A 17822-nucleotide genomic window follows, 5' to 3' on the forward strand; every position below is an offset into this window, starting at 1 on the left:
CGGCCTGCACGGCGGCGTCGATGGCCGCGTCGACCGAGGCGGCGTCGCCCAGCGCGCCGGAGACCAGCCCGCCCAGATCACCGCCGCGCACGCTGGTGCCTTCCCTGGTGCCCAGCGACACCTCGGCGGTCACGTGGCTGGCCCACCCGTCACCGAGTTCCCAGACCTTCGTGACCCGATCCGCGATGGCGGCCGGACGCTTGCCGGACGGGCCGAACACCTTGCGCAGATGATCGCCGATGGCGTCGGTGAGCACCGTGCCGAAGGGACGGTAGGTGCGGGCGAGCCGCTCCACCGTCGCCGACAGCGCACCCATGTCGGCGTCGGCGGCACCGTCGATCGCGCCGAGCGAGAGCTCGGAGCCGAGGTCGACCAGCAGCTGGTTGCGCCGGGAGGACACACCGTCGCACAGGCCCTCGATGGTGTCCACGGGGCCGATCTGGTCCAGCCGCAGCTTGGTCCACAGCGCGATCAGCACGCGGGTGGCGTCGGCGGCGGTGAACGCGATGTCGTCCGGACGCGGACCGCCCGAACTCGGGGCGGGCGCGGCCACGGGAGCGGCGGCGACGGCCGCTGCCGGAGCCGCGGTGGCCGCCTGCTCCTCGACGGGCTCGTCGACCGGCGCGGGGTCGGTGTCGGTCGCGTAGACGATCGCAGCCTCGCGCTCGAGGTTGAGCACCTCGACCGTGGCGTCGCCGAACGCGGGCAGCTTCAGCGTCTGGCTGGCCAGGTTGGCCACCGTCGGCGTGGCGCCGAGACCGATCTCGACGAACCGCTCGACGCCGAGACCGCCCTGCGCGGGATCGGTGAACAGCAGATCCTGCGTCTCGATCCAGCGCACCGGGCTGGCGAACTGCCAGGCCAGCAACTCGACCAGCACCACGCGACACAATTCGGTCGGCCGCGCCGCCCAGCTCTCGAAATCGGCCAGCACGGCGGCGAGTGGCTCGGACGGCACCAGGTCCGCGATCTCCTGGACGAACGCCCGCTCCAGCGTAAACAGCCGGGGCACCAGGTTCGGGATGTAGCGGCCGACGAGGACCTCCGGGCGCAGATCCACCGGAAGCAACTGCTCGAGCTTCTGCCGGAACTCCGGAACGCCCTTGCGCAGCACCGTCGAGTGGAACGGCACGTCGATGCCGGGAACAAGGATGAACGCCCGCTTGCCACCGAATTCGGCGCGGCGGCGGTCGATCTCCTCCTCCAGCGCGTCCAGTCCGGCCACCGTGCCCGCGATCGCGTACTGCGACCCGCGCAGGTTCAGGTTGACCACCTCGAGGAACTCCCCGACCCGCTCGCTGACTTCGTTGACGAAGCCGACGACCTCCGCGTCGGGCAGCCCGATCTGCGAGGGCCGGATCGCGGCCATCCGGTAATCGCTGCGGCCCTGCGCGTCGCGCGGCACCAGCTCGTGCATCGCGGAACCGCGCTGGAACACCACCTCGAGCACCGCCTCCAAGGGAAGCACCCCGGCGACGGCGGCGAGCGCGTTGTACTCGCCGACCGAGTGGCCCGCCAGCAGCGCGTCCTCGACGAATGCCCCGGCCTCGCGCAGTTCCGCCACCTGGGCGACACCGAGAACCGCCATGGCGACCTGGGTGAACTGCGTCAGGTGCAGCACGCCGTCCGGGTGCCGGTGTTCGACGCCCCGCGCCTTCAGATAGGTCGGGTTGTCGCGCACCACAGCGAGAATCGAGAAGCCGAGCGCCGCGCGGGTGTGCTTGTCCGCACGGTCCCAGATCTCCTTGGCCGCCTTCGACCGGGAGCGAGCGTCCAGCCCCATCCCCTTGCGCTGAATGCCCTGTCCGGGGAAGGCGTATACGGTCTTCGGCGCCGCGGTGCGACCGGTCGCGGTCATCACCAGTTCGCCTTCGGTCCGGCAGGAGACCTCGACGATCTCGCTGCCCGCGTCGACCGCGACGCGCTCGACGCGCACATCGATCTGCGCGCCGGGGCGGACCATACCCAGGAACCGGGTGGTCCACGCGGTCAGCGACCGCGCCGGAGTCGAAGCGGCCGGATCGACCGCAGACACGACGTGCTGCGCGGCGGCCGACAGCCACATGCCGTGCACGATCGGGCTGCCGAGCCCGGCGAGCTTCGCGGCGGAATCGCTGGTGTGGATCGGGTTGTGGTCACCGGAGACGGCGGCGAAGGCGTGCATGGTGCGCGGCGCCACGATCGTGACGTCGCGACGACGCCTGCGCGGGGTGTCGGTGGCCGCGTCGGACACCGTGCCCGCCGCGCGCGGCGGATCGGTCAGTTCGCCCGCGCCGTTGCGCCCGCGGATCGCGAAGCGCTCGGTGAGCGTGGCCAGCACCGGCATCGACATCCCGGTCTCGGGCTTGTCCAGCATGGCGGTGATCCGCACGTGCACTTCGACGACGCGGCCGAGGTCGGTGTCCAGGGTCTCCCCGGCCTCCGCGCGCACCGCCAGCACGCTGGTCTCGGCGGGCAGCTCACCGGCGAGGTGCACCTGGTGGTCCAAGTGGACCAGGTCGAGCATGCCCTCGATGACGCTCTCACCCTTCGCGGTGCGGGTCGCGCCGAGCACCGCGAACACGGCGGGCCAGCAGGCGCCGACCAGCACGTCGGGCACGGTACGGCCGAGCGTGCTCAGGGTGGCGGGCAGGCCGGAACCGGTGACGCCGGCGTGGTCGGCGATCAGATCCGGCATCCAGGCCAGGTTCACGTGCGCGACCTTGCCCTTGACCTCGGGAAGATCCTGGCCCGCGGCGACCGCGAGCAGCGCGGCCATTGCCTCGTGGGCGTCGGCCTCGGTGACCACCGGGGCGCCGCCGTTGTAGACCGAAGTCGGCACGGTGATCCGGATGCGCACCGCGTTGTCCGCCAGCAGCGGGACGGTCAGCTCCAGATAGCTGTTCTCCGGCTCGGGGCCGGTGGTCTCGGCGAGTGTCGCGCCGCTGGGCGGATGCACCGCGCCCTTCCCGTCGACGATCCACTCGGACAGGTCGCCGAGCCGGTGCACCGGGCTGATCGTGGTGCGCCCCGCCCACTGGACGTCCGGGGCGGCCAGCACAGCGTCGATCGGGCCGCTGGTGACGCCCGCCGTGCGGCGCGCGTCCACCGCGGCGGGCGTCACGCCCGCACGCACCAGCGAGTACGCGGTGTCCTGTTCGAAGCGGTCGAGCAGCTCGCCGACCGGCTCGTCGACCCGGGTGATGCCCGCCACCGCGACGGTGCCGGGAATGACGCACACCTGATCGGCCGAGTAGCGCGGATCGTGCGCCTGCCACAGCGAATCCGAGCGCCACCAGCGGCGCACGTCGCCGTCGACGACCGGCACGAAGTTCACCGGCTTGCCCGGCGTCTTGCACAACGCGATGAAGAACGGGATGTCGGCCGGGTGCAGCACGGTCTGCGCCGCCGCGGGGTAGGCGTCCTTCAGGGTGCACAGCGCCGCGACCGGGTCTTCGAAATCGTCGTCGGCGGAGAACAGCGTCGCGATCTCGCCGCGGTCGGCCGGGTGCAGCCGGGCCTCGGTGCGGCGCATCATCTCCGCGAACCGTTCGCGCCACGTGATGTCCAGCCACACCGAGCTGGTGGCCTCCGCGATCGCGTCGCCCAGGTCGCTGCCGCAGTCGAAGTCCTTGCGGCGGTCCAGCCCGACCGCGAGCTCGACGTAGCGCTCCAGCCAGTCCTGGTAGGTCATGGTGGTCAGATCGCCGAAGTACGGCTTGGCGGTGGCGTTCAGCGCCGCGATGATCTCCGCGCGGCGCGCGGCGACCGCGTCGGCGTCGCCTGCCACCTCGTCCAGCAGGCGGCCGGTGCGTGAGGCGGCGTTGTCGATCTCGTGGATGTCGGCGCCCAATTGGCTACGGCCCGAGGCCATCCCGCCGGACGCGGTGCCCGCGCCGACCCACTCGGGGGTGCCGGGGGTGTCCACCAGCAGTTGCTTGACCTCTGGCGCGGTGGTGGCCTCGAGCGTTGCCATCGCCGCCGTGCCGACCAGCACGCCGTCCAGCGGCATCACGGGATAGCCGTGGCGGACAGCCCACTGGCCGGTGAGATACTCCGTCGCGCGCTCGGGGGTTCCGATGCCACCGCCGACGCACACCACCACGTTCGCGCGGTTGCGCAGCTCGGCGTAGGTGTCCAGCAGCAGGTCGTCCAAGTCTTCCCAGGAGTGGTGGCCGCCGGCCTTACCACCCTCGATGTGCATGATCACCGGGTAGTCCGGCACCTCGTCGGCGATTCGCAGCACGGCCCGGATCTGGGCGACGGTGCCCGGCTTGAACGCGACGTGGGAGATTCCGACCTCGGTGAGTTCCTGGATCAGCGCGACGGCTTCCTCCAGCTCGGGGATGCCCGCGGTCACGATGACGCCGTCGAACGGGGCGCCTGCCGCGCGGGCCCGCTGCACCAGCCGCTTGCCGCCCAGCTGCAGCTTCCACAGGTAGGGATCGAGGAACAAGGAATTGAACTGCACCGAGCGACCCGGGTGCAGCAGCTTCTTCAGCTCGGTCACCCGGTCGGCGAAGATCTGCTCGGTCACCTGTCCACCGCCGGCCAGCTCCGCCCAGTGGCCCGCGTTCGCCGCGGCCGCGACGATCTTCGCGTCGACCGTGGTCGGGGTCATGCCCGCGAGCAGGATCGGCGAGCGCCCGGTGAGCTTGGTGAAAGCGGTCTCGACCACGATGCGCCCGTTGGGCAGCCGCACCGGGCGCGGCGCGAACGCCGACCACGGGGTCGCGGGCTCCGGCGCTGCCCCCGGCGTGAGCAGGCTGCGCTGTCCGGCGCGGGTGGCGGCCGCGACCATGCCGAGGCCGGTGCCCTTCAACGTGCCCGATGTGACGCGCGACAGCAGATCACCCGGGCCGAGGTCCAGAATCCATTGCGCGCCCGCGGAGATCACGCCCTCGACGACCTCCACCCAGTCGATCGGATCGACCAGGATCTGCCGCGCCAACCGGCCCGCCAGCTCGGCGTCCAAGCCGCACTGGGTGGCCCAGCTGCGCACCAGGTCGACGGTGTCGGACAGCGCCGGGTGGTGGAACGCCACGTCGACGGCCACGTCCTCGAAGACCGGAGCGAACACCGAGCCGCCGCGCACCTTGGCGTCGCGCTCGCGTGCCTGCTCGTCGTGCATCTGCGCGCACCGCTGACGCACCCGCTCCAGCTGCGCGGGAGGGCCGGAGAGCACCGCGCGCCGACGTCCGTTGCGGATCGAGACCACCACGGACGCGGCGGGATCGGCCCCCTCGCACACCTCGGCCACCACGGTGCGCAACTGCTCGGGATCGACATTCGACACCGCGACCATCGGCGAGCGCTCGCCCACCGGCATCAACCCACGCCGCCGCGCCACCAGACCCGCTGCGGCGCCGATCATCTGGGCCACCGCGAGCAGCTCCGCGTCACGGGCGCCACTTGCTTCGACCGCCGCGGCGGCGAGCAGGCCCTGCGAATGCCCGACGACCGCGACCGGCGCGTGCTCGGCCGGATCCAGGCCTTGCAATCGCAGCGCCCGCACGGCCGCCACCTGGGTCAGCATCACGCCGGGCATCGACACGGCGGCAGAACGCAGCACATGCTCGGGCGGAGCCGCGGAGGTCTCCCCCTCATCGGTGTCGGCCAGCTCGTTCTCGAGCATCCAGCCGATCGGGTCGAAGCCGACCGGACGCACCACCAGCATCTGCGCGGCCACCGGCTCGAGCAGCGTGGCCGCCTCGTTGACCAGCGCGGTCAGCTCCGGCTCCAGCGCGCTGTCGCGCCCGATCTCCTCCAGCTCGCTCAACCACTGCGCACCCTGCCCACCGAAGGCGAGCGCGTACGGCACGCCGTCGAGCAGACGATCCAACAGCGGCGACCGCGCCCCGCCCGACGCGGCCTTCCCGGCGGCGGCTACCGCCTTCGTGCTCTGTCCGGACTCGGTCTTGGTGCTCTCGTTGATCGTCAAGACGCTTCGACTTCCTTCTCCATGCGACATGCCTCGGCGACACGCCGGTCCCTACCGGTTCACGAGTGATCGCGGGTGATCGGCCTGATACGGGCGAGAATGGCACAAAATCATGAGGAAATCCTCACGTTTGCCTCCACGGATAGCCGCTACTTAGGAGTATTCGTGCACGTACGTACCAGAATAGCGGTGAACATGACCCTCCCTCATGTTTGAACCCGCTGGTCCATCGCGTTACCAACGCGTACGAAACATGAGCGCCCCTCATGTTGGCGTTGTCCAAATCGTTATAATCCCAGGTAAGGTTACTGACGAGTACGCCACACCCTCCCAATGCTTCGTAATGGGCGAATCGCCCGGTAGAGTTTGGACGGTCGTACCATCAAGCGCGAGTGGCGAAATTGGCAGACGCGCCAGATTTAGGTTCTGGTGTCCACGGACGTAGGGGTTCAAGTCCCCTCTCGCGCACAGATCTCCGTCGTTTCGTTCACCGTCGACTCCGCGACGCAGATCACCGCGGTCTCTCCCGCCGGAACCGGGACGGTGCAGGTTACCGCCACCACCACGGGCGGCACCACCAACGGCGTCGCATACACCTATATTCCGGTTCCCGCTCTGACCACAGTGGTCCCGAATTCGGGGACCGCAGCGGGCGGAACGACGGTCGTCCTCACCGGAACTGACCTGACCGGAGCGACCGCAGTCGATTTCGGTGCGACACCGGCAGCTTCGTTCACCGTCGACTCCGCCACCCAGATCACCGCGGTCTCTCCGGCGGGCACGGGGACGGTACAGGTCACCGCCACCACCGCGGGTGGGACCAGCAACGGCGTCTCCTACGACTACGTCCCGGCCTTGGTTTCGGCGTTCCCCTTCCAGGGGCCGGAAGCAGGCGGAACTCAGGTCTTACTCACCGGGAATGGCCTGACCGGAGTCACCGCGGTCACCTTCGGCGGCACACCGGCTACCTCGTTCACCGTCGACTCCGATACGCAGATCACGGCCATCGCACCCGCGGGGACGGGCGCCGTACAGGTCACCGCCGCTGGTCCGAATGGCGCCAGCAACGGTGTGTCCTACACCTATATCCCGGTTCCCACCCTGACCTCGGACAGCCCGACTTCCGGGCCCGAAGCGGGCGGAAACACGGTCATCCTGACCGGAACGGGTCTGTCCACTGGGTCCGCGGTCATGTTCGGCGGCACACCGGCCACATCGTTCACCGTCGACTCCAACACGCAGATCACCGCGACCGCCCCAGCGGGGACGGGCAGCGTGCAGATCACCGTCATCACGGCGGGTGGAACCAGCAATGGTGTCGCGTACACCTATATTCCGGCTCCCACCCTGACCAGCGCGGCCCCGAATTCCGGGGCGGCAGCTGGTGGCACGACGGTCGTTCTCACCGGAACGGATCTGACGGGAACTACCGCAGTCGATTTCGGTGCGACACCGGCAGCTTCGTTCACCGTCGACTCCGCGACGCAGATCACGGCAGTCTCGCCCGCCGGAACGGGCACCGTGCAGATCACCGCCACGACAGGAGGTGGGACCAGTAACGGCGTCGCCTACACCTTTGTCTGACAGGTGATTCGGCTGGGCCGTCGGCACAATGTGCTGGCGGCCCGGTCTCGTATCTGGTTCCTTGGCCTCTGCTCGGCCACGCCACCTGCGGTGGGATGCGGTGAACCGGACGCGTTGCTCAGAAACCGGTTCTAGGGCGTAAATGGAAAGGGCGGGCCGCCAACAAAACTCGGGCACCACACGGTGCAGAGGAACATTCAGCAATAAGGGGCAGCGCCATGCCTACCATCAATTCCCTCTCCCCAACGTCTCGCCCCGCGACAGGGGGTACCAGCGTCACGATCACCGGTACCGGCTTCGCCGGCACCACAACCGTGTGTTTCGGTACCACCGCAGCCAGCATCAGCATCGATTCCCCCACTCAAATCACTGCCATCGCTCCCCCGGTTCGGCCGGAACGGCGCAGGTGACCGTCACCGGCCCGGGTGGAACCAGTAACGGCGTCAACTACACCTACATCTGACAGCTGATGCCGCTGGGCCACCGACAAGTTATTGTCGGCGGCCCGGTCTCGTTGGGATGCGGCCGAGCGACATGCCGACGCACAGGTCCAGGCTGGGCGGCGATGTCGGCTGGTCGGCCCTCGATTCGTCCCGCAATTGGGGGTCGTTGGCCGCAGCGCTCAGCGACTCCGACCGTGGCTGTGGTCAATACGGTAAGTGGACGCCGTCTCGCACTTCCGTAAACGGTCCGGCTGATCATCTGAAGAATTGCTCGAACTGCTCGCGTGGTGTCGGCCGCCAAGCGTCGCGGACCGGCGGGCGTGGCCGCGTCAGCTCCTCGGCTGTGGCCTGCACTTGCTTGCCCCGCCCCGCGCCGCATCTGGGGAACACGTCGACCACCGTGCGCGCCACCTCTGCGGCGGGCAGCAAGGTCAACACCACATCGCCGTGTTCGTGGCCGGGACCCGGTTCCTGCACCGCGACCGCGCCATGCTGACTGCAACCCGGCATGCGCACGCAGCTTGCGGTCGCGGCGGGCGCCGGCGAACCCGACCAGTTCCACTCGGGCCTCCGGCGCCAGCAGCACTTCGACCGCACGCAGCAGATCGTCATCGACCTGCGGGCAGCGCCCGCCGCACGGCCTCGGCGTAGGTGGTGGAGCCGTCGCGGGCGACGATCTCGACGCCGGGTTGTTCGCGCAACCAGTCGGCGAGGGTGTCGGCCTTGCGGTCGGGCAGCACGTCGATGCGAGCGTGGGTGTCGGCGTCGATCACGACCGTCGAATACGTGTGCCTTCGGCGCAGCGCGAAATCGTCGACCCCGACCGCTTTCGGGATCGGACATGACGAGGATTTCGGTCCAGAAGTAGTCCGACCTGTGTGTTCGAAGCAGCGCAGTTGCCGCACGGCGGTCATCCCGGCGGTGGATTCCCCGACGACGATGACCAGGCCGGACGCGCTCACGGTTGCTCTCGCAGGACAGCCACCGGGCAGGCACCGATGGCGGCTCGGGCGGCAGCGAGGTGTTCTTCGGGGATGTCGGCATCTTGGAACCGGTAGGTCAATTCCCCGGCGTCGCCGAGTTCGAATACGGCTGGGGCCTGCGCGGTACACATGCCGTGGCCTTCGCAGCGTGGGTAGTCGACGGAGATCTTCATGGCAGGTGTCTTTCAGGCTGGGACGAGTTGCAGGGGAAGGTGTTCGAGGCGGTGGATGATGTTGTTCACCGCCCACTGTGGTCGGCCGGTGATGTGCATGCGTTCGACACGGTCAAGAAGGGCTGTGAGGATGGCTTGGGTCTCCAGCCTGGCCAGGCCTTGGCCTGCGCAGCCGTGGGTGCCGTGGCCGAAGCCCAGTTGGCGGGACGCGTCGCGGCCGATGTCGAAGGTGTCGGGAGATTCCCATTCGAGGTGGTCGCGGTTGGCAGAGGCGTAGAGCACCACCACACGGGCTCCGGCCGGAATCGTGCCGCCGGACAGCTCGACATCACGGATTGTTTTGCGGGAGAACGCCCGCAGCGGGGAGTGGTAGCGGACGACCTCGTTCACCGCGTTGGCGAGCATGCTCGGGTCCTGCCGCAGCAGCTGCCACTGCTGCGGATGCGACGCGAACAGATACAGTGCGCTCGAGATCGCGCTGATCGTGGTGTCCAGCGACGGCGCCAGATAGTCGATCATCATGGCCGGACACTCGGTGTGGGCGATCTTGCCTTCGTCGGCGGCGTGCAGGATCTCCTCCCCCACGCTGCCGGGCAGCAGATCCCGGTCGCGGGCGAGGCGGCGGGTGAACCGGATCATTTCGAAATTGGCCGCAACGGTGCGGACCGATTGACCGTTGATCGGCCCGAGCGCGTCGAAGGTCGCTCCGGCCCACCGCAACAAATGCTCGCGGCCGTGTTGGGGCCAGCCGATCAGATCCGGGACCACCGACATCGGCAGGGCGGTCGCCAGCTCGACGCCGTCGATCCGTCCCCGCGCCACGGCCGCGTCGACCGCCGCGGCGGCCAGCCGATCGATCGTCTCGCGCATCGCGCGCAGCGCCTTGGGCGTCAACCGGCGACCCAGCAGCGCACGCCGACGGCTGTGGTCCTGGCCGTCACTGTTGAGGGTGGTGCCGCGTGCGAGCCGGTTGGCGAACGGATTCAACCCGACACCGTTGCCGGAGATGAAGGTCTGGTCATCGAGGAGGACCTGCTTGCACTCGGCGTAGCGCGGTAACGCATACACCCGCTGCCGTGACAGCCACACGACCGGACCGAGTGCGCGCAACCTGGCGTAATGCGGGTACGGGTCCTCGATCGCCTGCCGCGAATAGATATCCGGCCGGTAACTGGGTGTACCAGCGGCATTGTGCATACGAACTCCTCAACGCCAACGATCGTCGCAAGGCCGGGTTCCGCCTGATGACCTGCTCGTCCCGCCACGTCCGTGCGCGAAGCGGGTGCTGAGGGCGGTCGCAGCGGATGTGTTCAGGATCGCAGCGTAACCATTTCATTGATTTCATGTCAATGACATGAAATCAACTTGTGTTCGCGCGGGTAGCGGCCCAGTATCGGACCAGGGATGGGTGGCAGAAGGGATACCGATGACCGCGACCACAGGCAAAGTCCGCGCGACGATGCGCGCCGCGCGGGCTGCCGAGACCCGCCAGCGCCTGCTCGATGCCGCGGTCGAACTGTTCTCCGAGCACGGCTACGACGAGGTGGCCGTGGCCGACATCGCCAAAAACGCCGGAGTCGCGCACGGGCTGCTGTTCCACTACTTCGGCAACAAACGCGGCGTGTATCTCGCGGCCTTGCGTGAGGCCTCCCACCGGATCGTGCAAGCGCAGGGGCTGCGTACCGACCTTCCCGCTGCGGGGCAGATCCGCGCCGGATTCCGCGCCCACCTCGACTATCTCGCCGCACATCGTGGGCTGGCGCTGCGATTGGTGTTGGGAGGGCGCACTGCCGACCCCGACGCGTTCGAAGCCTTCGAAGCAGGCCGGTGGCGAACGATCGAAGGGTGGTCGGCTTTGCTCGGGCTCGACCCCACAGTTCCCGCGCTGCGCATGATGCTGCGCGCAGCGGCGGGTGCAATCGATGAGGCCACTGTCTACTGGCTACAGAACGGCGAACCCTTCGACACCGAGTCCATGGTCGATTCCCTCATCCCGATGGTGGTGGCCGGATTGCGCGCCGCCGCCCAACTCGACTGCCGCCTGGACATCGACGGGGCGACTCAGGCATTGCTCGATGCTGTTCGTGGCACTGATCGCGACATAACCCGCACCGCGGGGCCGCGCATCCGAGGCACGTCACGGGCGTGATTTCTCCGGCGGCACAAGCAGACTGTGGGCCGGACTTGGTGGGCCAGCCAGCCGAGATCGATCGGAGCGACGGCGCTACCGACGCGGGCCAGGATGACGGTGTGCCGATCGGGCACCTAGAGGCCGTAGGCGCGGGGGTCGGCGAAAGCGATGGCCAACTGCTGGAGTTCGGGCTCGATGTATTCATCGAAGTAGGCGATGCAGGCGCCCAGCCAGGGGTCGCGGGAGACGTCTGTGCGATGGCTTCAGGCGTCAGGCACACGCAGCGCTACCGGCGGGCATCACCGCACCGAGGGTGCTGATCACCGAACTCTTCACCCCGCGCCCGCGGAACTCGGCGTTCACACGCCCCGCCCCCACTGTGTATGCGGCGGCGAAGCCGTGCCGCTATCTCAGCGGCTACTTCTCCGACCACGGTGCCCGGGATTTCACCGCGCACCGGGCAGTGCCCACGTCGCTCGACGTCGACACCGCCGATTCCGGTTCAGGTCCGGGCTGCCCGGCGGCGCAGGCGGCGGTCACTGTCCGCGCAAGCCGCCCGCGCGCCGAGCGGTTTGCCTCCAGCGACGGATTGCACAGGCCTGGATCAGTCCGTGGGCACCGCGTAGCCCGCGCTTTCGATGCATGCCACACAGGTCTCGAACAGGAGATCTCTGACCTGTTGCTTCTCGATCGACTCACTGCTGGCCCACCCCGAGGAACATTCGATGACCAGCGCACACCACCCTTGCAGGGCGAGCATCAGCAGCGGTGAGGGTTCCTCGATGCCCAGACCGGAGGTGATCCTGTCGATCTGCGTTCTGAGGTTGCGATCGACGATCGCTTCAATCGCCGGATCGACGCCTCGGCCTGGCCGGTAGAAGACATTCATCGCGTCCGAGGCGCGCGCGACGTGCTCGAGGTATGCCTCGATGCCGGCTCGCAGTTGCTCGCGCAGGGACAACTCGACCGGCCCCGCGGTCGCTTCCAGCACCCGGTCGGCCTCCATTTCCACGACCGCGGCCAGCAGCGCCGTCTTGCCCGGAAAGTAGTGGTAGACCAGCGCGCGGGAAATCCCCAGATCCGCGGCGATCGCTTCGAGAGCGGTGGCATCGAAGCCTTCTCGGGCGAAGTGCTCGGCAGCGGCGCGCACGATCTGCTCGCGCCGATCTCGAGTGCTCAGCCGACCGGACCGACCAGCGTTGTTAGACATGAGTCCAATACTATGCCTAGACTATTAGAATAAAGTCCAATAAGCGAGGAGGTCGCGATGAAGGTCGGACGCGCCGGGCCACTACTGGTGGGATTCGACGAGCAGCGCCAGCGATGGGTCGACATCACCGCGGTAGCGGGCAATGACCTGATCGCTTTCCTGGCAGGCGGCGCGGCCACGGCCGCCCGGGCGCGTGAGCTGATGCACGCCGCCACCGAGGCGGCCCCGACCCCCGGCGGTCTACCGTTCGAGCCCACCTCGCTGCGCGATTTCTCATTATGGGAAGAGCACATGATCGCCGGCGCGCGTGGACTGGTCAACAGCTTCGCTCCGCTGCCGGTCCGGGCACTGGTGCGTGCGTTCGAGACGATCACCCGCTCGGACTTTCCCCCGCTCAAACCCAAACGCAACTTCCGGGCCGAACCGCAATTCTATTTCGGCAACCATCACACGATCGTGGCCGATGGAAGCGTGATCTCCTGGCCCTCCTACAGCAACGCCCTGGATTTCGAACTCGAACTGGGCGTCGTTATCTCCCGCCCGGTGCGTGACTGCTCGCCGGAGCAAGGACGGGAGGCGATCGGCGGTTTCGTGGTTTTCAACGATTGCACCGCACGCGACACCCAGTGGCGAGATGTGCGCGGTAACAGCCTCGGCGGGATGGTCAAAGCCAAGAGCTTCGCCAGTGCGATCAGCGCCATCGCTGTAACGGCCGACGCCGTCATCGATCACTGGCAGGCGTTGACAGGACGGGTCCGGGTCAACGGCGAAACATTCTGCCAGACCTCCGCCGAAGGGCCGGTCCATGATCTCGGCGACATGGTCGCGTATGCCGCGCGTGGCGAAACACTCGAGGCAGGTGCACTGCTGGGTACCGGTACCTTCCCCGGCGGTTGCGGGCTGGAATCGTCGCGGTTCCTGCGCCGCGGCGACGTCGTCGAGTGCGAAATCGCCGAGATCGGCTCGGTCACCGTCACCTACGGCAGCCTTTGATGACCGCTGAATGCGAACAGGTCGGCGACGGGACATATTTCGTGCGCACACCGCTGGTCAACTGGGCAATTCTTGTCGATGGCAGCGATGTGGTCCTGGTGGACACCGGTTATCCAGGCCAGCTACCGCTGGTTCTTGACTCGATCCGGGCCCTGGGTAAGAACCCCCGCAACCTGGCTGCCGTGCTCATCACCCACGCCCATATCGACCACCTCGGCAACGCCCAGCATCTTGCCGATACCTACGGCACACCGATACTGATGGCAACCGCCGAACTCGCTCACGCTCGTCGTGAAAGCCACCACGCCCTCACGCCGGCCGGGCTGGCGATGAATCTGTGGCGGCCACGGGTGGCGCGCTGGACCGCCGCGGCGTTGCGGGTCGGTGTGCACCACACCCATGGGGTCGACCAGCCACAACCGTTCCCGACACCCGGTGCCCTCGATCTCCCCGGCCACCCCGTTCCCGTCCTCACCCCGGGCCACACCCCTGGGCACTGCGTGTATCACCTCCCGCAGCGCGGTGTCGTGATATCCGGGGACGCGCTGGTCACCGGCCACATGGCTACGCGACACCGCGGGCCGCAACTGCTGCCGGCGATGTTCGACGACAACCGCGACACCACCATCGCGGCGCTCACACAGATCGGTGAGCTTCCCGGCGAGCTGCTCCTGCCCGGGCACGGGCCTCTGCACCGGGGTCCGCTCGCCGAGGCGGCCGAGCGCGCCAGGACCCTCGCCCGCCCGCACTCGCACTGTGGAGCACACCGATGACCTCGATCCTGGTCCGCAACGGACATCTGCTGACGATGGACCCCGCCCTCGGTGAGCTGCCCACCGCTGATCTGCTGATCGAAGACGGCCTGATCCGCCGGATCGGCGCCATCGACGACACCACCGCCGGCACCACCATCGATGCGACCGACCACATCGTGCTGCCCGGCTTCGTCGACACCCACCGGCACATGTGGCAAACACAGCTCCGCGGAACCATGGCCAACGGCACCCTGCTCGACTACACCGCCATGGTGCGCGGAATCTACAGCGCCTGCTACGGCCCCGAAGACGTCTACCTCGGCACTCTCATGGGCTACCTGGATGCGCTCAACGCGGGCACCACAACCCTGATCGACCACAGCCACATCATGAACTCCGCCGAACACACCGACGCGGCGATCACAGCATTCGCCGACTCCGGCGCAGGCGGGGTGTTCTGCTACGGATTGTTCCCCAACCCCGAACGCGGCAAGCCCGACGACATCTCTCGCGTCCTCCATCCCCCGCCCCGGCTCTGGGAGCAGGCGCGCCGGGCGCGCCAGACCCATTTCTCCCCAGGCAACACCGGCCGCATCAAGTGGGGGATGGCGCTCACCGAACTGGAGTTCTTTCCACTCGAATACTGCCTGCGTGAGCTGCGCCTCGCTCGCGAACTCGGCTCCCACAAGATCTCCGCCCACGTCGGTTTGGGTGAGGCCAGTCGGCCCACCCGCTTCATCGAGCGGCTGGCCGCCGCCCGCGCGCTGAGTGACGACCTGCTACTCGTGCACGGGTGGAGTTTGACCGACCGCGAGCTGGAACTGATGGCCGAAGCCGGTGTCACCTTGTCGGTCACGCCCGAGACCGAACTTCAGATGGGCATGGGTTTTCCTGCACTCACCCGATTCACCCGGGCAGGCGGTCGAGCCGGGCTGGGCGTGGATATCGCGTCGAATCAAAGTTCGGACATGTTCACCCAGATGCGGCTCGCGCTGCAGGCCACGCGCGGACTGGACAACCTCGCTCTCGAGCAGCGGCGGTTGTTCCCGCAGCGGCTCAACATCACCGTCGCCGACGTACTGCGCTCGGCGACGATCGAGGGGGCGCACGCGCTGGGCCTGGCCGAGGAGGTCGGCAGCTTGTCGGTCGGCAAGCGAGCCGATCTGATCATGATCAGCAAGCGCGATATCAACATGGCCCCGGTCGGCGACGCCACCGCCGCAGTGGTTCTCTACGCCAACGTCGGCAACATCCGCACCGTGATGTGCGACGGCGTCCTACGCAAATTCAACGGTGTTCTGGTGCGCAACGACCTGGCGGATCTGACCGATCGGCTACTCGCCTCCAGCGAGCGAGTCCTTCGGAATTCCGCCGCCTTCGACATCGACGAACGGGTCCGAGCTGCGCGGCAGATTTTTCCCATCGACCGCCGCTCCAGTATCGAGCAGCGCCTCGCAGCCAGAATATTCCGAACACCATTCGAACGGCTCCACAAAAACCTCATCGAATACGCGCTCGACCGGAGCCATTGAACACATGCCCCCACCCTGTAGCACTCGACGATCCGCGGATCGAAAAATGAGCACGAACCCCGTGGCAGACCTCAGTAGGCGATCCCGGCTGACGATTGCGCCTCCTAGCGGGGGTGAACAGGCATGACGACCGACAGATGGTTCCCACCCCTCGGTGAGGTGCATATACGGATCTGGCTGGCCGGCCAGTCCTTCGACTACACGGTCGCCGCTACAGCAGTCCACAATTTGATCGAAGACTGGACGCAAAAGAGTTGGTGCACAATCGAACTGATCCGCGACACCATCGAAGTGCGTGGACCGCTGCCGCGCCTGCCGTGTGAACGTCTGTTCCTCGGGCCGTCGACGTCTCCTCAGGACTAAGAGATAACCCCTGAGTTTCCTCTGGCCTGTGTTCGAGTGTCCGGCTGGGAGCCGGGGGTTTCGTGTGTCCTGAGCTGGTTTTCGGATTTTGATCAGAACTCGGGACTCTGAAGTAGATTCGGCCGGTCCGAGGTTCTGCGGTCCGAGGTTCTGCGGTCCGAGGTTCTGCGTCCGAGGCGAGGGTGTCGAGCTGAGGCAGTGATGACGATCTCGTCTATGGACTCTGCTCCGTCGGAACGGAGGCCGAATCCTCGATGGGATCACCGTCACCACGCTGAATTGGCGTCCGGGCATATTCCTGGAGCTGACGCGGCTACGTTCTCCGGACTTGCCTGGTTGAGGGTCAGGGCGGTGCTGTGACGAAGCACCGCATCTACCGACCGAGCATCCGAGCTGAACGATTGGCGAGCGCGCGGTATGCGGCAGATCAGTGTTGGCCCGTCGAGCACCGAACGGGGTGGGAACTAGCCGGCACGTGCCCGGACCGTCCAGTAGGGTCGCGCCGGTGGGTAGCGATAGCCGTTACGCGGCATACGAAGCCGACCTGTGGGAACGACTGGCTGCGTTGCTGCGCTCGACCGAGGACGCCGAAAACTTCCGCGCCTGCCGCGAGTCCGGCCATCAGGAAGCAGGGCTGTGGATGCTGACGCACCTGCTGCTCGAGCAGCAGGTGCCCATCAGCGACCGAACACGCGCCGAGATCGAAGTACTCGCCGAGCAATGGGGTGAACGACTGGCCCGCCACGACGAAATCATCGCGTGCGTCCGGGGTTCCGATGATGGAGCTTCCATCCGGCTGCTCCCGGATGATCGGTCGGCGCCGGTCCATCCAGCCCGGATCGGCCTTACGGACTCTGCCCTGACGGGTCTGCTCGTCGTCCCGTGGCTCGAATGCCTGCGCTGCGGACGAGTGCTGGCGCGAGTCCACGCGCAGGAGCCGTGGGGAGATCTTCGATATCTGCCTGCTCATTACGTCGTTTGGCGTCACACCGCATCGGACGATGTACTCCAGGTCTTCGACGAGTCCGACCTGCACAACGCCTTCGAATCGCTGCTTTCCTGTAGCTGATCTCCTGAACCCGGCATCGCCGGAAATACAAGTATGGGGCGGCAACTGGACGCCGACCGCTCAACCCGGTGACAAATATCCTGCCGAAGTGTCGGATGCCACCTCGGCAGACATTCATCGCGATGTCGGCGTTGGAAGCTCGACCATTCTGGCCTGCTTGGACGAGACGATCTCCCGGCGGCACCCATCATCATGGCCAGCGAATGCGAGTAGCAGTACGAGACCGAGTCGGCAGGCGGCTGCGGGCGCGGGCGCGGGCGCGGGCGATCTTCGCCCCGCGCCCGCCTAGCCGTAGGTCAGACCGCTGTGCGAGTCGGCGAATCCGTCGGAGCCGGCGTAGCCGGTATGCCCCGAAGCGTGGACGCCGAGGAGCGGGTGCAGCAGGCTCTTGGCTTCGAGACCCAGCGTGTAGGGCGCCTGCGCGCCGCGCACCTGATCCGGGCCGCTGGAATGGATCGCGGAGACGGTGGCGATGGTTTCCAGCGACAGCAGCGGTGGCCGGCCGCCGACGCCCGTGACGGCCGCCGCACCAACAGCGCGTCGTCCATGGCTTCGCTCCGAAGAGCTTGTCTTTGCCTGCGCGCGCAAGCGCTGTTTCCAGTCGTAGCCGAGGTTGCGATGCAACTCGATCCTCCAGCAGCTGAGCCAGCCGTTGGTGTCTGCTTC

General features: G+C 67.6%; 14 protein-coding genes, 1 tRNA gene and 1 pseudogene. 9 read left to right on the top strand and 7 right to left on the bottom strand.

What is annotated here, in order from left to right:
• Positions 1-5920: fatty acid synthase subunit beta domain-containing protein (locus NA8_RS16875; RefSeq protein ID WP_174550093.1), on the bottom strand; the 5920-nt coding region annotated here is incomplete at its 3' end.
• A gap of 386 nt (positions 5921-6306) precedes the next feature.
• Here NA8_RS16875 and NA8_RS16880 point away from each other — a divergent pair.
• The 3 genes from NA8_RS16880 (at position 6307) to NA8_RS35765 (ending at position 7914) form a co-directional block, all read left to right on the top strand.
• Positions 6307-6388: transfer RNA gene (locus NA8_RS16880), tRNA-Leu, on the top strand.
• The gene (locus tag NA8_RS16885) at positions 6350-7504 is read left to right on the top strand and encodes an IPT/TIG domain-containing protein (RefSeq protein ID WP_218019475.1); all 1155 of its coding nucleotides are present in this window, start codon (positions 6350-6352) and stop codon (positions 7502-7504) included. Before NA8_RS16880 ends, NA8_RS16885 begins: the two co-directional genes overlap by 39 nt.
• Positions 7505-7722: 218 nt before the next feature.
• A complete protein-coding gene (locus tag NA8_RS35765) occupies positions 7723-7914 on the top strand; it encodes an IPT/TIG domain-containing protein (RefSeq protein WP_084466873.1) in 192 nt (63 codons plus the stop codon).
• A 288-nt stretch (positions 7915-8202) separates the two neighbouring features.
• Here NA8_RS35765 and NA8_RS16890 read toward each other — a convergent pair whose 3' ends face one another.
• The 4 genes and pseudogenes from NA8_RS16890 to NA8_RS16905 form a co-directional block, all read right to left on the bottom strand.
• Positions 8203-8457, bottom strand: a complete 255-nt coding sequence (locus NA8_RS16890; RefSeq protein ID WP_063051355.1) for an ESX secretion-associated protein EspG — start codon at positions 8455-8457, stop codon at positions 8203-8205.
• Positions 8458-8567: 110 nt separating this feature from the next.
• A pseudogene (locus NA8_RS32915) lies at positions 8568-8783 on the bottom strand (transposase); the annotation flags it as partial.
• Positions 8784-8905: 122 nt separating this feature from the next.
• The gene (locus NA8_RS16900) at positions 8906-9103 is read right to left on the bottom strand and encodes a ferredoxin (RefSeq protein WP_063051357.1); all 198 of its coding nucleotides are present in this window, start codon (positions 9101-9103) and stop codon (positions 8906-8908) included.
• Positions 9104-9115: 12 nt separating this feature from the next.
• Positions 9116-10300, bottom strand: a complete 1185-nt coding sequence (locus tag NA8_RS16905) for a cytochrome P450 (protein ID WP_063051358.1) — start codon at positions 10298-10300, stop codon at positions 9116-9118.
• A 229-nt stretch (positions 10301-10529) separates the two neighbouring features.
• Between NA8_RS16905 and NA8_RS16910 the strand changes: the two genes are divergently transcribed.
• Complete coding sequence (locus NA8_RS16910; protein ID WP_063051359.1) at positions 10530-11252, top strand: TetR/AcrR family transcriptional regulator; 723 nt, start codon at positions 10530-10532, stop codon at positions 11250-11252.
• A gap of 586 nt (positions 11253-11838) precedes the next feature.
• On the opposite strand, the gene NA8_RS16920 is transcribed toward NA8_RS16910, so the two are convergent.
• Complete coding sequence (locus tag NA8_RS16920) at positions 11839-12444, bottom strand: TetR/AcrR family transcriptional regulator (protein WP_084466875.1); 606 nt, start codon at positions 12442-12444, stop codon at positions 11839-11841.
• Positions 12445-12645: 201 nt separating this feature from the next.
• Here NA8_RS16920 and NA8_RS16925 point away from each other — a divergent pair, with 201 nt between their 5' ends.
• The 5 genes from NA8_RS16925 (at position 12646) to NA8_RS16945 (ending at position 17156) form a co-directional block, all read left to right on the top strand.
• Positions 12646-13437, top strand: coding sequence for a fumarylacetoacetate hydrolase family protein (locus NA8_RS16925; RefSeq protein WP_169810517.1), 792 nt, complete (start codon positions 12646-12648; stop codon positions 13435-13437).
• Positions 13437-14210 (top strand): MBL fold metallo-hydrolase, encoded by a 774-nt coding sequence (locus tag NA8_RS16930; RefSeq protein WP_063051363.1) that lies wholly within the window; start codon positions 13437-13439, stop codon positions 14208-14210. Before NA8_RS16925 ends, NA8_RS16930 begins: the two co-directional genes overlap by 1 nt.
• Entirely contained in the window at positions 14207-15724 is a 1518-nt protein-coding gene (locus tag NA8_RS16935) for an amidohydrolase family protein (RefSeq protein ID WP_063051364.1), read from the top strand. Before NA8_RS16930 ends, NA8_RS16935 begins: the two co-directional genes overlap by 4 nt.
• 123 nt (positions 15725-15847) lie before the next feature.
• Positions 15848-16087, top strand: coding sequence for a hypothetical protein (locus NA8_RS16940; protein WP_063051365.1), 240 nt, complete (start codon positions 15848-15850; stop codon positions 16085-16087).
• Between the two features lie 565 nt (positions 16088-16652).
• Positions 16653-17156 carry a hypothetical protein gene (locus NA8_RS16945; protein WP_157106750.1) on the top strand — a complete coding sequence of 168 codons (504 nt, stop codon included), beginning with the start codon at positions 16653-16655 and terminating at the stop codon, positions 17154-17156.
• Between the two features lie 285 nt (positions 17157-17441).
• Here NA8_RS16945 and NA8_RS16950 read toward each other — a convergent pair whose 3' ends face one another.
• Positions 17442-17780 (bottom strand): hypothetical protein, encoded by a 339-nt coding sequence (locus NA8_RS16950; protein WP_063051367.1) that lies wholly within the window; start codon positions 17778-17780, stop codon positions 17442-17444.
• Positions 17781-17822: the final 42 nt, after the last annotated feature.

This window comes from Nocardia arthritidis NBRC 100137 (genome assembly GCF_001612765.1).
In the GTDB taxonomy this organism is placed as follows: Bacteria; Actinomycetota; Actinomycetes; order Mycobacteriales; family Mycobacteriaceae; genus Nocardia; species Nocardia arthritidis.